Annotated in this window: 8 protein-coding genes; 6 read left to right on the forward strand and 2 right to left on the reverse strand. The window is 73.4% G+C overall.

Features of this window, described 5'->3' with window-relative positions; genetic code table 11:
• Nucleotides 1-144 precede the first annotated feature (144 nt).
• The 6 genes from WN71_RS35400 to WN71_RS35425 all read left to right on the forward strand — a co-directional run bounded on the left by WN71_RS35400 (nt 145) and on the right by WN71_RS35425 (nt 10,440).
• Nucleotides 145-2,601 (forward strand): ATP-binding cassette domain-containing protein, encoded by a 2,457-nt coding sequence (locus tag WN71_RS35400; RefSeq protein ID WP_079178371.1) that lies wholly within the window; start codon nt 145-147, stop codon nt 2,599-2,601.
• A gap of 319 nt (nt 2,602-2,920) precedes the next feature.
• A complete protein-coding gene (locus tag WN71_RS35405) occupies nt 2,921-4,879 on the forward strand; it encodes an outer membrane protein assembly factor BamB family protein (protein ID WP_240529880.1) in 1,959 nt (652 codons plus the stop codon).
• 31 nt (nt 4,880-4,910) lie between these two features.
• Nucleotides 4,911-7,208, forward strand: a complete 2,298-nt coding sequence (locus tag WN71_RS35410) for an outer membrane protein assembly factor BamB family protein (RefSeq protein WP_046585546.1) — start codon at nt 4,911-4,913, stop codon at nt 7,206-7,208.
• Between the two features lie 36 nt (nt 7,209-7,244).
• Nucleotides 7,245-8,063: a vWA domain-containing protein gene (locus WN71_RS35415; RefSeq protein WP_046585548.1), complete on the forward strand. Its 819-nt coding sequence runs from the start codon at nt 7,245-7,247 to the stop codon at nt 8,061-8,063.
• Between the two features lie 14 nt (nt 8,064-8,077).
• Nucleotides 8,078-8,851, forward strand: coding sequence for a hypothetical protein (locus WN71_RS35420; RefSeq protein ID WP_143074921.1), 774 nt, complete (start codon nt 8,078-8,080; stop codon nt 8,849-8,851).
• Complete coding sequence (locus tag WN71_RS35425; protein WP_046585551.1) at nt 8,845-10,440, forward strand: protein kinase family protein; 1,596 nt, start codon at nt 8,845-8,847, stop codon at nt 10,438-10,440. Before WN71_RS35420 ends, WN71_RS35425 begins: the two co-directional genes overlap by 7 nt.
• A gap of 26 nt (nt 10,441-10,466) precedes the next feature.
• Here the strand turns inward: WN71_RS35425 and WN71_RS35430 are convergent, their stop codons facing one another.
• Together WN71_RS35430 and WN71_RS35435 are read right to left on the reverse strand one after the other, a co-directional pair.
• On the reverse strand, nt 10,467-14,906 hold the full coding sequence (locus tag WN71_RS35430) for a hypothetical protein (protein ID WP_143074922.1): 4,440 nt from the start codon (nt 14,904-14,906) through the stop codon (nt 10,467-10,469).
• On the reverse strand, nt 14,896-16,038 hold the full coding sequence (locus WN71_RS35435) for an effector-associated domain EAD1-containing protein (protein ID WP_046585557.1): 1,143 nt from the start codon (nt 16,036-16,038) through the stop codon (nt 14,896-14,898). Before WN71_RS35435 ends, WN71_RS35430 begins: the two co-directional genes overlap by 11 nt.
• Nucleotides 16,039-16,042: the final 4 nt, after the last annotated feature.

Genomic DNA, 16,042 nt, shown 5'->3' on the forward strand with positions numbered 1-16,042 from the left:
GGCACCCCCGCCCCAACCTCCCACAGCGGGCCCGGGTCCGCACCACGTCGACGCGGCTCCCCCCCAGGGGCCCGCATAGAATTGCGGAGTTTGTCCCTCCCCCTCCCCCTCCTCCCTCCCCCACACGCAACCGGAGCCGCCGTCATGACCGCCGCCCACGACCCCTGCGTCCGCGTCCGCGGTGCCCGCGAGCACAATCTGCAGGGCGTGGACGTCGACATCCCCCGGGACGTGCTGGCGGTCTTCACCGGCGTGTCCGGCTCGGGCAAGTCCTCGCTGGCGTTCGGGACGATCTACGCCGAGGCCCAGCGCCGCTACTTCGAGTCGGTGGCGCCGTACGCCCGACGGCTGATCCACCAGGTCGGGGCGCCCGAGGTCGGCGAGATCACCGGTCTGCCGCCGGCCGTCTCGCTCCAGCAGCGCCGCTCCGTGCCCACCTCGCGCTCCTCCGTCGGCACCGTCACCAACCTCTCCAACTACCTGCGGATGCTGTTCTCCCGGGCCGGGGACTACCCGCCCGGCGCCGAACGCCTCGACTCGGACGCCTTCTCCCCCAATACGGCGGCGGGAGCGTGCCCCGCGTGTCACGGACTGGGCCGCGTGCACCGTACGACCGAGGAGTCGCTGGTCCCCGACCCGTCGCTGTCGATCCGGGACGGCGCGATCGCCGCGTGGCCGGGCGCCTGGCAGGGCAAGAACCTGCGGGACATCCTGGCCGCGCTCGGCCACGACGTGGACCGGCCCTGGCGCGAACTGCCCGCCGCGGAACGGGAGTGGATCCTGTTCACGGACGAACAGCCGGTCGTCACGGTGCATCCGGTGCGCGACGCCGACCGCATCCAACGCCCGTACCAGGGCACGTACATGAGCGCGCGCCGCTACGTCATGAAGACGTTCGCCGACTCCAAGAGCGCCGCCCTGCGGACCCGGGCGGAGTCCTTCCTGACCAGTGCGCCCTGCCCGGAATGCCACGGGCACCGGCTGCGTCCGGAGGCGCTCGCGGTGACGTTCGCGGGCCGTACGATCGCCGAGCTGGCCGCGCTGCCACTCACCGAGCTCACGGAGCTCGCGCGGCGGGCGCACGACGCGGGCGCGCCGCGCGGGAGGTCCGAGACCGCACGGGTGCTCACCGAGGACCTCGTCTCCCGTATCGCGCCGGTCGTCGAACTCGGCCTCGGCTACCTGAGTCTGGACCGGTCCGCCCCGACCCTCTCGGCGGGCGAGCTCCAACGGCTGCGTCTGGCGACCCAGTTGCGCTCGGGACTGTTCGGTGTCGTGTACGTCCTCGACGAGCCGTCCGCCGGACTGCACCCGGCGGACACCGAGGCCCTGGTCACCGTGCTGGCACGGCTGAAGGCGGCCGGGAACTCGGTGTTCGTGGTGGAGCACCACCTCGACGTGGTGCGCGGCGCGGACTGGGTGGTCGACGTGGGCCCGCTCGCGGGCGAGCACGGCGGGCGGGTGCTGCACAGCGGGCCGGTCGAGGCGCTGGCGGACGTCGCCGAATCGGCCACGGCCCGCTACCTGTTCGACCGCTCCCCCCGGCGGAGGCGCGCACCGCGCTCCGGTCACGGCGAGCTGACGGTCGGCCCGGTCACCCGGCACAACCTGCGCGGGGTCACCGCCGCGTTCCCGCTCGGCGTGCTGACCGCCGTGACGGGGGTGTCGGGATCAGGCAAGTCAACCCTGATCGGCGAGATCACGGAGGAACTCCCGGGCGTGGGGCGGCTGGTGCGGGTCGACCAGAAGCCGATCGGCCGCACCCCGCGGTCCAACCTGGCCACGTACACGGGCCTGTTCGACACGGTACGCAAGGTGTTCGCGGCGACGGACGAGGCCCGTGCCCGCGGCTACGGCGTGGGCCGGTTCTCCTTCAACATGCCGGGCGGGCGCTGCGAGACCTGCCAGGGCGAGGGGTTCGTCAGCGTCGAACTGCTCTTCCTGCCCAGCACGTACGCGCCGTGCCCGGACTGCGGCGGGGCCCGCTACAACCCGGAGACGCTGGAGGTGACCTACCGGGGCCGCACCGTCGCGGAGGTGCTGGACCTGACGGTGGAGAGCGCGGCGGAGTTCTTCGCCGAGACCCCGGCGGTCGCCCGCAGCCTCGACACCCTCCTGGACGTGGGCCTCGGCTACCTCCGCCTCGGCCAGCCCGCCACCGAGCTGTCCGGTGGCGAGGCCCAACGCATCAAGCTGGCGAGCGAGTTGCAGCGCGCCCGACGCGGCCACACCCTCTACCTGCTCGACGAGCCGACGACGGGCCTGCACCCGGCCGACGTCGACGTGCTGATGGGCCGGCTGCACGAACTGGTCGACGCGGGCGGCACGGTGATCGTCGTCGAACACGACATGTCGGTGGTCGCGGACGCGGACTGGGTGATCGACCTCGGCCCGGGCGGCGGCGACGCGGGCGGTCGCGTGGTGGCGACGGGCACTCCGGCACAGGTGGCGGCGGCCCCGGGGAGCACGACGGCACCGTATCTGGCGCGGGCCCTGGGTGCCCCGGCCGGGCCGGCCGACCGCATCGCTCCGCCGGAGGGATCGACCGGCACCCCGACGGGGGATGGACCGGCCCGACCGCGAAAAAACGATCAGCAATGATCATATTCTAGCTCAAGCGCATCTCATTTTCGCCGGACCTGCCCCCATTCGTCGACCGTACGTTCATCTCCTTCCATATCCGCGCACCCATCCCTCATTCCCCGTACGGACCGGCCCGGAGTGAAGTATCCTCGCTGCGCCCAGGGGAAATGCGTCGCATTCGGTCCGCCCGCACACCCCTTTTATTGCGGCATCGCACAACAGCAAAAGGTTGTCCTTTTCAGCAAGGGGGAGTGAAGAGGACGTGCAAGGTCTGCGCGCTGACGACCCGTCACATCTGGGTGATTTCACCATGCTTGCCGTACTGGGCTCCGGCGGCATGGCCAATGTCTATCTGGCCGGCACCGGACGGAAGACGACCGGTTCCCTGCTCGCGGCCGTAAAGGTGCTGCGTCGGGACCAGTCGTCCGACGAATATGTCCGACGCCTCTTCCGCCTGGAAATCGAAGCCCTTATCGAGCTGAATGCGTCCGGTACGCTCCGGCTTCTCGACTGCGATCCGGACCATGACTCGCCCTGGTTCGCGACCGAATACTTTCCCAGCCTCGATCTGCGGTCACTGGTGTCCATTCACGGTCCACTGGAGACCATGGCGGTGCTCCGCCTGGCCGCCGAGATCGCTTCGATCCTGATCCGCCTCAAGACGCACAACATCGTGCACCGCGATCTCAAGCCGTCCAACATCCTCGTCCTGAGCGCGGCGGACGGATCCCTGCGCCTCATCGACTTCGGTGTGGCCCGCAAGCTGGACCGGACGAAGACGAATCCGGCCATGACGGTGGGCACCGACGCGTACATGGCACCGGAGCAGCAGTACGGAGAAGCGGGGCACCCCAGCGACATGTTCGCCCTCGGCCTGACGCTCGCCTACGCCGCCTCGGGTGTGCAGGCGCCACGGCCCGATCTGCACCAGGGCCGGCTGGGACGGCCGGCCCGGTTCCCCGACGACGCGTTCGACGGGCTGGCGGGCTCACTGCGCGAGCTGGTGGTCGAGTGCACCAGGGCGGACCCCGAGGACCGCATCACCGCGCGCGACCTCCTGCACCGCCTGGCGCGGATCGGAGTGCGTCCGCGCAAGGAGGCGACGGGCAGCGCCACCTGGCTGTCGAACACCGCCCGCGCCCAGGTGCTCCAGCACGCGGAGCGCTCACGGGCCTTCATCCCGGGCCGGCCGACCCGCCCCCTGACCGCCGCCCCGGCCGAGCCGGAGGTCCGGTGGGTCCATGAACTCAGCGGGCGCGCCTACTTCACCTCGCCGGTGGACGTGGGCCACGGCATCGCGGTCTGCTCCCTGGACGGCTCCGTCCGACTGCTCGACGCGCGGGACGGCACGCCGACATGGAAACGCGACCTCGCGGCGCGGATCGAGTCCACGCCCGCGGCCGGCCACGGCATGCTGTTCGTCCCCTGCTCCGACCGCACCCTGCTGGCCCTGGACACGCGCGACGGGTCCACGCGATGGACCTACCCCGCAGGCGACAACGCCCTCTTCGCCCCGGTCGTCCGCGGCGATCGCGTACTGGCCGGCGCGCGGGACGGAGCGATCCACTGCATCAGCGTCCACACCGGCGCCCCGCTCTGGATCAGCGATCGCGGGCACGGACCGGTCTTCGACCGCCCCGTCGTCGCGGCCGACCGGGGCTACGCCTCGGGCTGGCAGGGCAGTCTCCAGGCCCTGGCGCTGGACACCGGCGACAGCGCCGAAGCCCTCCCGCAACTGCGGGACATCGTCGGCGCCCCGGCCCTGGACCGGGACACCCTCTTCCTCGCCGACCGGACCGGGTCGCTGTACGCGATCGACGCACGGACGGCACAGGAGCGGTGGCGGCACGAGAGAAGGACCGCCGCCTGCACGGGGCCCGTCGTCGTCCGGGACCTGGTCTGCCTGGGCACGGCCGGCGGCACCGTGTGGGCCCACGACGCCCGCACCGGCGCCCTGAAGTGGCAACTGACCACCTCCGGGCGGCTCAGGTGCGTTCCCGTCCCGTACGACGGCGGCCTCTACGTCAGCGTCGACGACGTGCTGACGGCGGTCGACGCCCGCACCGGCGCCGTGCGCTGGACGCATCGCGCCCCGGGCACGGTGCATGCGCCGCCGCTCATCGCACGCGGCCACGCCTACATCGGCACCTGGAACCGCACCGTCGAGGCGCTGCGCATCCCGGACCCGTCGTCCTCGCCCACGGACCTGCTGCCCCCACGTCCGCACCCGCGGGAGAACGAGAACGGCCCGGTCCGCGACGCGAGCGGATTCGGCCGGACGCCGTGGAGCGGATGATCCGGCACCACCGCCACAGGGGGAGACAGGGATGAGTTCACTCGGGGGGTTCCGCCTCGTGCACCGGGCGGGCGGAGGAACGCTCGGCGACACCTATCTGGCAGTCGCCGAGGACGGCAGATACGTGGCGGTGAAGGCGCTGCACCCCGGCTGGGGACCGCCCCGGACGACCGCCGCGAGAGCGGAGGTGGCCCTCGCCGAACTCCAGCGGCTCGGCAAGGCGCGCGACACGCCATGGGCCCGGTGCGTACGGCCGTTGAGGGTCGGATACGACGACGGCGCGCAGCGCGCGTGGATCGCCACCCCTTGGCTCACCGCCAGCCCGGTGACCGACGCGGCGGACTGCCGTCCCGCCGTCAGCCTGAGCAGCGCCGTCGCCGTCGCTCCGCTTCCGGCGGAGGCGGCCCTGTACCTGCTGTGGCAACTCACGGGGCTCATCCGGGATCTGCACGCCCACGGTCTCTCCCTCGCCGGCCTCAAGCCGTCGAACGTCTTCCTCACCGGCGAGCGGGTCTTCGTGGCCGACGTACACATCGCGCTGACGCTCCGTGGTCTTCTCCACGAGCCGGAGGGCCGGCCGGGGACCGGCCGACGGGCGCCGCTGCTGTGGGCCGACCCCGACTGGCTGGCGCCGGAACTGCGCCGCTCGGGATCCCGGGCGGGCCGCTCCAGCAGCGTGTACGCGGTGGGCGCGCTCCTGTCCTTCGCCTGCACCGGGCGTCTGCTCTTCCCCACCACGGATCTCATCGACGCCCTGACCCGGTGCACCGTGTCACGGGAGGCGGCCGACGCCCTCGCCGCCTGGGCGTCGAAGTACGGGAACGCCGGCGCGCGGGCGCGCAGAGCCGTACGGCGCTCGCTCCGGCACCGGCGCTGGGCACGGCCGAGCACCCGGAGACTGCGGTGGCTGTCCGGGGCGCCCCTGTGGAGCCGAAGGCGCCTGGTCCGGTACCAGCTGGCCTGGACCGAGTACCTGCGCACCGTGTCCGCGCGGCAGGGGCCGCCACGCGAGAGTGCCGCGCCGGGCACGGACCCCGACCCCCGTACGGTGGTGACGCGCGCCCCGGCAGCCACCGCACCGGCGCGGGCGCAGGCCCAGGTACCGGCACCGGCACCGGCGCAGACAGCAGCGCAAGCCCAGGCACCGGCACAGACCCAGGCCGGACCGCTCGCCGACACCGGGCCCGCCCGCCACGACCGTACGCATCCCGCGCGTCCCGACCCGACCCCGAACTCCGCCGCACCGACCCGGACATCGGCCGCCCCCACAGGACCGGGGACAGGATCGGGGACGGCGACGGGACCGGGAACGCGGACGGGACCGGGGACAGGAACAGGGACGGGAACGGCTTGGCAGCCGCTGTGGTCCAGGAGAACGGGCGGCCCGCTGCTGTCGCCGCCCGCGCTGCTGGGGGGACAGCTCCTGGTCACCTGCGGCGGTACCGCGCAGCTGCTCGACGCCCACACCGGCGAACTCCTGGCGGGTCTCACGCTGCGCGGGACCGCCGAGTCACGGCCCGTCCGATGGGGCGGCCGCCTGTGGTTCGCGCAGCGGGAGGGCCTGCTGAGCGGATACGACCTCCAGCAGGCCGGCCACGAGACGCACCTGGAGCTCGACGGCGATCCCGGCCCGCACTCCCCCGTCGTCCTGGACGAGACCCTGCTGGTCGGCACCACCCACGGCCTGTTCCGGTTCCCGGGGGGCCGGACCGGCCCGGCGGACCGCGGGGAACGCGTGCTCGCGCTGGACGAGCCCGTGGTCTCCCCGCTCACCACCGACAGCTCGCAGGTCTGGGTCCCCACCGAACGCCGCGGCCTGATCTCCGTACGGCCGCACACGGGTGAGACCCGTTCGCCGCTGCCCGGCTGGGACTCCGCCGGCTGCACCCCGGTGACCACGCCGGACGGTGTCTGCGTCGGCGACGCCGGGGGCACGGTCCACTGCCTGGACTTCCGCGGGACCTCGCGCCGCCGCTGGGAGGCGTCCGCCCAGCCGATCACCGCGCCACCCGTGCTGTACGGCGACGTACTGCTGGTGATCGACCACGCGGGCGTCGTGATGGCGCGGTCGGTCGAGCGGTGGGAGCCGTTGTGGCGGACCGCCACCGACGCGGACGGACGCAGCGCGCCGGCCGTCCACGACGGGGTCGTGTACGTCTGCGGCGCGGACCGCGTGCGGTGTCTGGACGTCCGCAGCGGTGCGGAGTTGAGGCCGCTCCCTCCTGACGGGACGCGCCCCGTGCACGTGACGGTCGCACAGGACCGCCTGCACGTCGGCCTCGTCGACGGCCGCCTGACCACGTGGCGCCGCACCGACCACCACCCGTAGCGATCTCCACACACACCACCGAAGGGAACAACCGCCTTGTACGAGGCAGAAATCAGCCGGGCCAATCCCGCCTGCATCGTCTTCCTGATCGACCAGTCCAGCTCCATGCGCGCGGCCATGCCCAGCACGACCCAGTCGAAGCAGATGGCGCTGGCCGACGCCATCAACAGCATGCTCCGCGAGCTGATCATCCGGTGCTGCCGGGGCATCGACGAGGTCTGGGACTTCTTCCACGTGTCCGTCATCGGCTACGGGGCCAAGGTCGGCCCGGCACTCGGCGGCCCGCTCGCCGGCCGTGACCTCGTACCCGCGAGCGCCCTGCCGCACGGCAGGATCCGCAACGAGCGGATCACCCGCACCGACGTGCTTCCCGACGGCACGACCACCACCCACGTGGCGGAGCTGCCGATCTGGCTGGAGGCCGCCGCGGCCGGCAGCACCCCGATGTGCGAGGCCCTGCGCTACGCGCACGGGGTGCTCGACGACTGGGTGAGCGAGTATCCCGGCAGCTTCCCGCCGATCGTGCTGAACCTGACGGACGGCGACTCCATGGACGGCGACCCGGCGGGCCCCGCACAGCAGTTGCGGTCGATCGGCACCAACGACGGCAGCACCCTCCTGTTCAACCTGCACATCTCCTCGGAGTTCGCGACCCCCACCTACTACCCCAGCACCGCCGAGGGCCTTCCCCCGACGGGGGCGAAGCTCTTCTCCATCTCGGACGTGCTGCCGCCCGACATGCGCGACACCGCGGTCGACCTGGGCATGAAGGTGGAGCAGGGCGCCCGCGGCTTCGTCTTCAACGCCAGCATGCAGTCGGTCATGCTGTTCCTGAACGTCGGCACCCCGGCATGATCGCGGGCTCGGTCATGGTGCAGGCACCCAAGTCCCGTCTGGACGCGCGGCAGACCGAGGACGCCGCACGGATCGTGCTGCCGGCCCCCGGCGTCGCGGGAGAGGCCCGCCTGGTCGTGGCGGACGGCAGCAGCGGGTCGGCAGAGAGCGGCTGGTGGGCCACGCGGCTGGCCGACGACCTGTGTGCCGCCCCCGGTCGGGCCTTCCACAGCGCCAAGGCGTTCCACACGGTCGCAAGCGGTGCCGCGCTGCGGTGGCCGAGCCGCCGGCAGGCGCTCTCCGAGCGTTTCGCGGCCCCCGGCCAGAAGTCCTGGATCGCGCTGCGCCGCCTCGACAGCGGCCCTGCCACGACGATCCTGGGCATCCGGCTGCTGCCTGCCGCGACGCAGGACGACGACCCGGCGGCCGTCCCCGGCGGCGGGCAGTGGCAGGTGGTCGCCGTGGGTGACGCGTGCATGTTCCAGGTCCGCACCGACCGTGTGGTGGACGCGGTGGCCGTACAGCCCCGCCGGCCGCCGGTGGTCCGGGCCGATCCGCGGCCGGCGGCGCCGAAGCCGGCCTTCCGGGAGGGCCACTGGCACGACCGGGACGTCTTCTACGTGATGACGGACGCGCTCGGCCGGTGGTGGCGGCGGAACGCCGAGGAAGGCGGCCTGCCCTGGACGGTGCTGGACACGGTGTGCGGCTCGAACGAGCGGTTCACCGCCTGGGTGCAGGCCGAGCGGACCAGGCGGATGCTCCAGGACGACGACATCACCCTGCTCCGGGCGGAGTGCGGACCATGCTGACACCGGGTGGCCAGCGGCCCAATCTGAGCGACTACCAGTCCGCCGTGGCCCGGCTGCAGCAGTGCAGCGAGGAGCCCCGCCTGAAGCGGTGCGTGCCCCGGCTGGGCGCCGACGGGCAACCGGGGGCGGACGGCGGCAGCTTCGGGGCGGTCTACCGTCTCGACGACCCGGAGGACGGCCGGAGTTGGGCGCTCAAGTGCTTCCTGCGCGAGGAGCCCGGCCGCGGGCGGCGCTACCGCCGGATCTCGGAATGCCTCGGCGGTGCCCGCGGAACCTGGCAGACCGAGGTCCACTACATGGACAACGGCCTGTGGGTGCACCAGCGGTGGTGGCCGGTCGTCCTCATGGAGTGGGTCCCGGGGGCGCGGCTCACCGACTGGATCGACGCCCTGCTCGAACAGCGGCCGGGCCGGGCCGGGAACGAACTGCGCCGTCTGACGCACTCGTTCGCGAGCGAGGTGCACCAGATGCACCGGTCCGGCATCAGCCACGGTGACCTGCAGAGCGGCAATGTCCTGGTGACGCCCGGGTGCGCCGTGCGCTTCGTCGACTACGACGCCATGACGGTTCCGGGCTGGACGGCGCCGCCGCGCCGCGAGGACGGGCACCCCGACTTCCGGCTGCCGCGGGAGGGCGAGCGCGGCCCCGACGGCGCGACCGAGATCGTGCACACCGCGGCCGCCACCGGCACCGGCGGCACCGTGTTCGCCGCCAGCACGTCCACCGGCATGCCGCTCCAGGAGCCGGACGCCCTCACGGCCATCCACCGGGACCGCTTCCCCTCGCACGTCATCCACACGGCGTTGGTGATCCTCAGTCACGACGCGTCGCTCTGGACGCGGCTGCACCGGCCCGGAGCCGATCACCTGCTCCTGTCCCGGAAGGACTTCCGCGATCCGGCGCAGTCCCGCAACTGGGGGGTGCTGCTGCACCACGAGACCCCCCAGGTGCGTCGCGCCGCGGAGAAGCTCCGCGCGATGCTCGACTGCCCGGTGCATCTGCAGGCGGACCTCGTGCCACAGCCCGAGGCCGAGCCGGGCGAAGACGTGCTGAGACCGCTCGTCAGCAATCCCCTCGCGGGGCACGACCTCGGTCGGCCCCTCCTGGACAATCCCCTCTCGGGACACGACCTCGGGCGGCCCCTCCTCGATCTCACCGGGTTCGCGCCGGCCGACCACGGCGAGGCCCCGACCGTCCCCCTCCCCGTCCAGGACCCCGAGCCCGAACCGGAGTTCTTCGAAGGCGGCTGGTGGCGCTACGACGACGGAGCCCGGCCCGACGCCGCCCCGACCGCCGTGCCCGCTCCACCGCCCCCGGCCCCGCGGCTGTCCACGCCCGTGTCGACGCCCCCGTCCCCACCGATGTCCACGCCCGTCTCGACGCCGGTGTCCGTGCCCGTGTCGACGCCGGTACCGGTACCGGTGCCGACGGCGGACGAGCAGCAGGCCGACGGTCCCGAGCCCCTCGCCATCCCGCACATCGCGCTCGCCGCGCCCACCCCCACCGGACGGACCCAACTGGCACTGGTGGCCGCGGCGATCGCCCTGGCCATCGTGCTGCTCGTCGTCTTCCTCGCCGGCTCCGGCTGACCGGGCCGGCCGCCACCACCGCGCGGTCAGCCGTCCTGCACGGAGTCGGTGACCACCACCAGGGCCGTCGCGGACCGTCCCGCCGTCTGGGCGACGACCTCGTAGAACCCGGGAGCGGTCACCACGACCCGTGCGGTCGAGGTGCCGGCCTGTCCGCCCACCTGCACCAGAAGCGGGCGCGCCGCCACCTCCCCGGTCTCGACGTGGACGAGCCGGCAGGCCACGGCCCCGGCTTCCGCCCCCAGGACCGTCAGGGTCCACTCGCGACCGGCGACGACCTCGGAGGGCGCGCTGATCCCGAAGGCAGCGGCGAGCGGGGCACCGCCCTCGGAGGGATCCGGACGCGTACGCCCACCGGCGCCCCCCGCGGTGTGCGCGGACCCGGCGGTCCCGGCCGAACCGGCGGCGCCCGCGGGACCCCGGCCGGGCTTGCCGGTGAGGATGTCGCGGACCACGTCGACGACCGTGCTGCTGGTGGGCAGCGAGCTGTGCTGCCCCACGACCGGCACGCAGGTCACGGCCTCGGCCGGCACGGCGTACTCCCTCGGCACCAGGCCGTCGCCCCCGTCGTCGACGAGCATCGGCCGGCCCAGTTCGTCGCGCGCCACGGTGCCGTCCGCACGCAGCCCCGGCACATGGCGCAGCAGCCGGACGCCGCCCTTCTCCACGGCCAGGCTCTGCACCGTCGGCTGGGACACGCCCACCACGACATGCAGCCGGGGCAGGCTCCCCGCCGCCGCGCGGAGTACTCGACGGGTGGTCAGGGCCGCCCGGGCCAGCGCATAGTCTCCGCCGGCCGCCACCACGTCGCTCGGGGTGAGCCTGCGCACCTCCCCCTCGTCGGTGATCACGCAGCGCATGTCGGGCAGCAGGTCGTGCACGCCCGGCATGGAACGGGCCGCCTTCCCCAGCGGGTTCGCGACCCGCTCCCGCCACGGCCTGGGGCCCGGCGGCGCGAAGAGACCCAGGATCCCCGGCACTCCCCGGAAGGGTGTGCCGATGGTGATGACGTTCCGCGTCCACCGGGTCAGTTCGGGGTGTGCGGCCAGCGCCGCCTGGGCGACCAGGCCGCCCATGGAGTGGGCGATCAGCACCAGCTTGGGTCCGTCGTCGAGGGGCCCGCGCGAGGCGGCGGCCCGCCGCGCGGTGTGCGCCCGCCAGTTCGTCAGATGGAGCAGCGCCGCTTCGGCGAGACGGCGCCCCGAGCTCTCCACCGACATCCGCCAGTCGTAGGCGAACTCCAGCACGGCGTCGTCGTGCAGCACCACCGAGCGGATCCCCCGGACCAACGGATCGTAGGGGGCCAGACCGCCGACCCGGGGGACCCACGCGGGGCCCCGCAGCAGCCCGGCGGGCCGTAGCCGCCCGGACCCCGCCTTCCGCTCCTGTGCGGTCACCGCCAGCCGCTCCATGCCGCCGGCCTGCCGGACCAGGTCGAGCAGGCGCCGGGAGCCGGTCCCCCAGACGGTCTCCCCGGTGTCGTCGTCCACCAGCGTGCTGCCGCCGAATCCGGGCAGGACGACGACGGCGTCCGCGGTGTACGGGCTGTCCACCTCGTGCCGGTAGGAGTCGACCAGGGCGCGGTTGAACGGCTCGGCGCCGTCGGGATTGCTGTCCAGGTAGCTTCCGACGGCATACCCCCGGCCGACGCTGCTCACGGTGAACGCGCTCCCGCGCACCGTGCCCCTGCCCGCCGCGCTGTCGGAGTCCGGGTCCCGGCGGGCGGCGCCGTGACCCGGGCCCGCCGCGCCCTCGTCCTCGGCGGGGGCCGCGAGGACGGCCCCGGTGAGGGAGCCGAGCAGGACGTCGTCGGCACTCTCGGTGCCCCCGACACCCAGCGCCCTCGCGGTGTACGACACCAGGTCCGGCCGCTCGTCACCGATCTCGGCGGCGAGTTCGCGGATCAGGAGCGGATGGCGCGGGTAGACCTCCCTGCCCAGGCGGGCCACCCGCACCGAGGTGTCCGCGCGCAGGGCCTTCGCCGCCGCGGTGGCGGCCGTACCGGCGCGGCGATGGATCCTGAGCTGTGCCGCGGCGACGGACAGCAGCCGGATCTCCATCTCCGCCCGCTCGGCCGCCCGCCGCGCCTCGCCCAGACGGTTCAGGGCCTCGTCGAACCGGCCCAGGTCCTCGCAGCTGCGGGCGCCGAGGAGGGCCACGTCGATGAACACGCCCGGGTCGGCGAACTCCGCGGCGAGTTCGAGCGCGCGGCCGACCAGCTCGTAGGCCTGGGCCGGACGGCGCTGGGCCAGCATGGACCGCAGGCTCAGATGGGTGAGATCGAGGCTGGCGCGGGCGCGCCGGGGCCGTTCGGCCAGCAGTTCCTCCACCTCGGCCGGGTTGTCCGCCGCGAGTAGCGCCTTGCCGACCCGCAGCGCCTGGCGCTCCCAGGTCTCGTCGTCCGCCGTGGCCCGCAGGTCGGCCGTGGCGGAGTTGCCCAGTTTCTCGGCGAGGTAGACCTGGGCGCGCGCCGGCAGTTCCTCCATCGCGCTCTCCAGGAGCGGGCCCGCCGCGTCGGTCCAGCGCCGGTCCAGCGTGCGGGTCGACTGGGCCAGGGAGAGGCGGTGGTACAGCTCCTCCACCTGGCTCGCCAGGCGGTCGCCACCCGTGTCGAGCAGCGCGTAGTACCTGACCGCCGTCCGGTGGATCCGGTCCACCACAAAGCGGTGTTCCGAGCGCAGCAGCGGCAGCATCAGCCGGCGGACGTCGCTGCGGTGGACGACGGCGTCCCCGCCGGGCACCTCGTCGACGAGCGTCGCCTCGGCCCGGAAGGCGTCGTACAGGGTTCGCGCGCGTACGCCGTCCACGTGTCCCAGCCCACAGGGCGCGGCCAGCACCTCGCGGATGATCTCCGGGGTGAGGGTGCGCATGACGAGGCCGGGGCTGGCGATGCGGCGCAGGTCGGGATCGTCGAGGTGGTCGAGGATGCGCCGGTAGAGCACACCCTGCACCGCCTCGGCCCCCAGGCGGACGTGGAGCCGGTCGTGCAGCCGTCGGTCGTCGAGGACCTCGGCGCCCTCGCGCCGTACGAGCGCGGCGCCGAGCTTGAGGTTGAGCGGGCTGGTGCCGACGACGCCGATGATGGCCTCGATCCTCCCGTCCGCCGCGGTGTCCAGGAGGTCCTCGCCGGCCGGGGCGTCGCGGGTCAGCTCGTGGCGCAGGAAGACCCGGGCGGTGTCGGAGTCGAATCCCTCCAGCGGGAGCCGGGTGAACGCGGCCGATTCGAAGGGCGCGCGACCGGCCGCGAGCACCCTGAGGCCGGGGTGCGCCCGGTGGAGCAGGGTGAGGAAGTCCGCCAGGCGCTGGACGGCGACCGGCCCACTGCGCTGCACGTGCTCGAAGGCGTCCAGGGCCACCAGCCACGGTCGTACGGTGTCGCCGGTGATCGAGGTGACGAGCGCCGCGAAGGCGTCGATCAGGGTCAGTTCGTCGCGTTGCTGGGCCGCCCGCGGACTGAAGTGGCTGTCCTCGGCGCGGGTGAGCCGGTCGGCGGAGAGCGTGATCTCCAGTTCCCGCTCCAACTCCGCGGTGCGATGCGCCAGTTCGGGGTAGAGCAGGCCCAGTTGGCGGGTGGCCTCCGCGACGAGGGTCAGCGGCCGCTCGGCGACGAGGTCGTGCCGGTCGAAGGTGAGATACAGGCAGGGCATCGGGGTCGGCGCCGCGTTGGGGGCCGGGGGCGGGCTCGGCTTCGGCGTCGAGGTCGGCGTCGGCGGATCGCTCCGGTTGCCCGCGTCCGGGCGCCCGGGGCCGTCGAGGCGGTCCAGGACGAACCGGGCGACGAGGGTCGACTTCCCGACGCCGCCGGGCCCGTGCACGAACAACCAGGACCCGGGCGCGTCACCGCCCCGCCGCTGCGGCCGCCCGGTCTGCGCCTGGTCGTCGAGGTGGGCCGAGAGCCGGGCCAGTTCGTCCGAGCGCCCGGTGAACGCGGGCTCGACCAGGGCGCGCAGCGGCTGGAGCAGCCGGGCCCGATGGAGGGCGTGCTCGATGTCCCGGGAGTCCGGGAAGACCACTCCGTCGCGGATCAGTTCGTCCCGGGCCAGCGGGGCGTCGTCGAACCAGTCGACGACCGTGAGAGCGGTGTACAGCTCGTCGAAGCTCTGTACGGCAAGGGGTGGAGCGGCACGTTCGAGCAGCCGCTCGGTCCACGAGCGCGCCAGGTCCCCGTCGACCTCGGGCGCGGATCGCACCGCGGCCAGCAGCCGTTCGCGGGTGCACAGCCCGTCCAGGGTGCGGGCGCGGGGCCCCGGCGCCAGGCGCCACCGCCGACCCCTGGGGGTCGTGACGCGCGTGCAGTCCTCCAACAGGAAGTCCTGTAGGTCCGGTTCGACGTCGGGCAGATCCCGCAGGCTGCCGGAGATCAGGTCCTGCGCGGCGAACGAGCCGAGCAGCGCGGTGCGTTGCCGCAAGGTGTCGCGGTCGAGGCCGGGCCTCCCCCCGTGCGGGCCGTCCTGATCACCGGTCACGTGCACCGCCGCTCAGCTCGTACCGCGCACAGGCCCACTTCGCGATCTCGAGCTGCATCCGGTCGGTCATGCGCAGGGGTGCGTCGGCGACGATGTCGGCACCGCCGGACAGGCCGCTCAGCTCGTTGGCGATGCGGGCCACCTCGTCGAAGTCGGGGGGTGTGCCCGTCTCCTTCGCGACGGCATGGACGTAGTCGTGCAGGTCCTTGCCGGTGAGCGGACCCAACTCCTCGCAGGAGACGTAGGACCGCAGATCGACGGGCAGCCAGCCGTCGTAGGCGAGCAGCACGATCCGGAGCCGGTCCGCCAACTCCCCCTCCACGACGCCGGCCACCAGCCGGGTGAGGGCTCTGAGGGCGGGCTCGGTGAACCGCACGGACATCGAGTCGTCGATCACGAGCCAGTGCCCGGCCGGCCTCGATTCCCTGCCGCGCCTCTGGTCGAGCACCGAGGTGAGGTGCTCGTCGTTCACCACTCGCTTGATCTGGTTCACGAGGCTTCGCGCCTGGCTGTCCTCCGAGGTGTTCGTGTCGAGGGAGATGTCCCAGCCGAGTTCCTCGCGCAGGATCGCTCCGATGTCCACGACGCGGACCAAGGGGTGGTACTCCCCGGCCCTGATGCGGCAGCACCGGACGGGGTGGCTGCCCAGCACGTGCGCGATCAGGAACCAGCTGTGCGTCTTGCCGGAACCGTCGGCTCCCTGGACGGCCAGCACCCGTCCGCCCTCACCGCGGACCATCCGGCGCAGCGTGCTCCTGAAGGTGAGGCGGTTCATGAACGTGCGTTGGCGGTGGGCGACGAGATACGCGGAACAGGGGTCCGCTTCCCGCGGGGACGGCTTCTCGGTCAGCAGGTAGCCGAAGACCGGGTGGGCTTCGGTCTCGGGGTGCCGCGCGGCGCCCTCGACCAGGGCCCGCAGGAGCCCTGCGGGGGCGGCCAGTTCGAGGGCCCGGGGCCAGATGTCGGCCATGCTGGCGGCGCCCCACGGGAACTCGGCCTCCGGCAGGCCGGCGGCGAGAATGATCTGACGGGCCGTGTGCGGGGTGGCAAAGACCCTGATGCACGCATCGAGCAGTTTTCTCGCACGTTCGTCCCCCAGATCGAACGTGCGTTGGTCGATCAACGCGGACATCGGC

Source organism: Streptomyces mangrovisoli (assembly GCF_000974985.2).
GTDB classification, from domain to species: domain Bacteria; phylum Actinomycetota; class Actinomycetes; order Streptomycetales; family Streptomycetaceae; genus Streptomyces; species Streptomyces mangrovisoli.

What these genes read in the sequence shown, in the direction of transcription:
- WN71_RS35420 (WP_143074921.1), top strand. Translation starts at nt 8,078, where the DNA reads ATGGTGCAGGCACCCAAGTCCCGTCTGGACGCGCGGCAGACCGAGGAC.
- WN71_RS35405 (WP_240529880.1), top strand. Translation starts at nt 2,921, where the DNA reads ATGGCCAATGTCTATCTGGCCGGCACCGGACGGAAGACGACCGGTTCC.
- WN71_RS35425 (WP_046585551.1), top strand. Translation starts at nt 8,845, where the DNA reads ATGCTGACACCGGGTGGCCAGCGGCCCAATCTGAGCGACTACCAGTCC.
- WN71_RS35400 (WP_079178371.1), top strand. Translation starts at nt 145, where the DNA reads ATGACCGCCGCCCACGACCCCTGCGTCCGCGTCCGCGGTGCCCGCGAG.
- WN71_RS35435 (WP_046585557.1), bottom strand. Translation starts at nt 16,038, where the DNA reads ATGTCCGCGTTGATCGACCAACGCACGTTCGATCTGGGGGACGAACGT.
- WN71_RS35410 (WP_046585546.1), top strand. Translation starts at nt 4,911, where the DNA reads ATGAGTTCACTCGGGGGGTTCCGCCTCGTGCACCGGGCGGGCGGAGGA.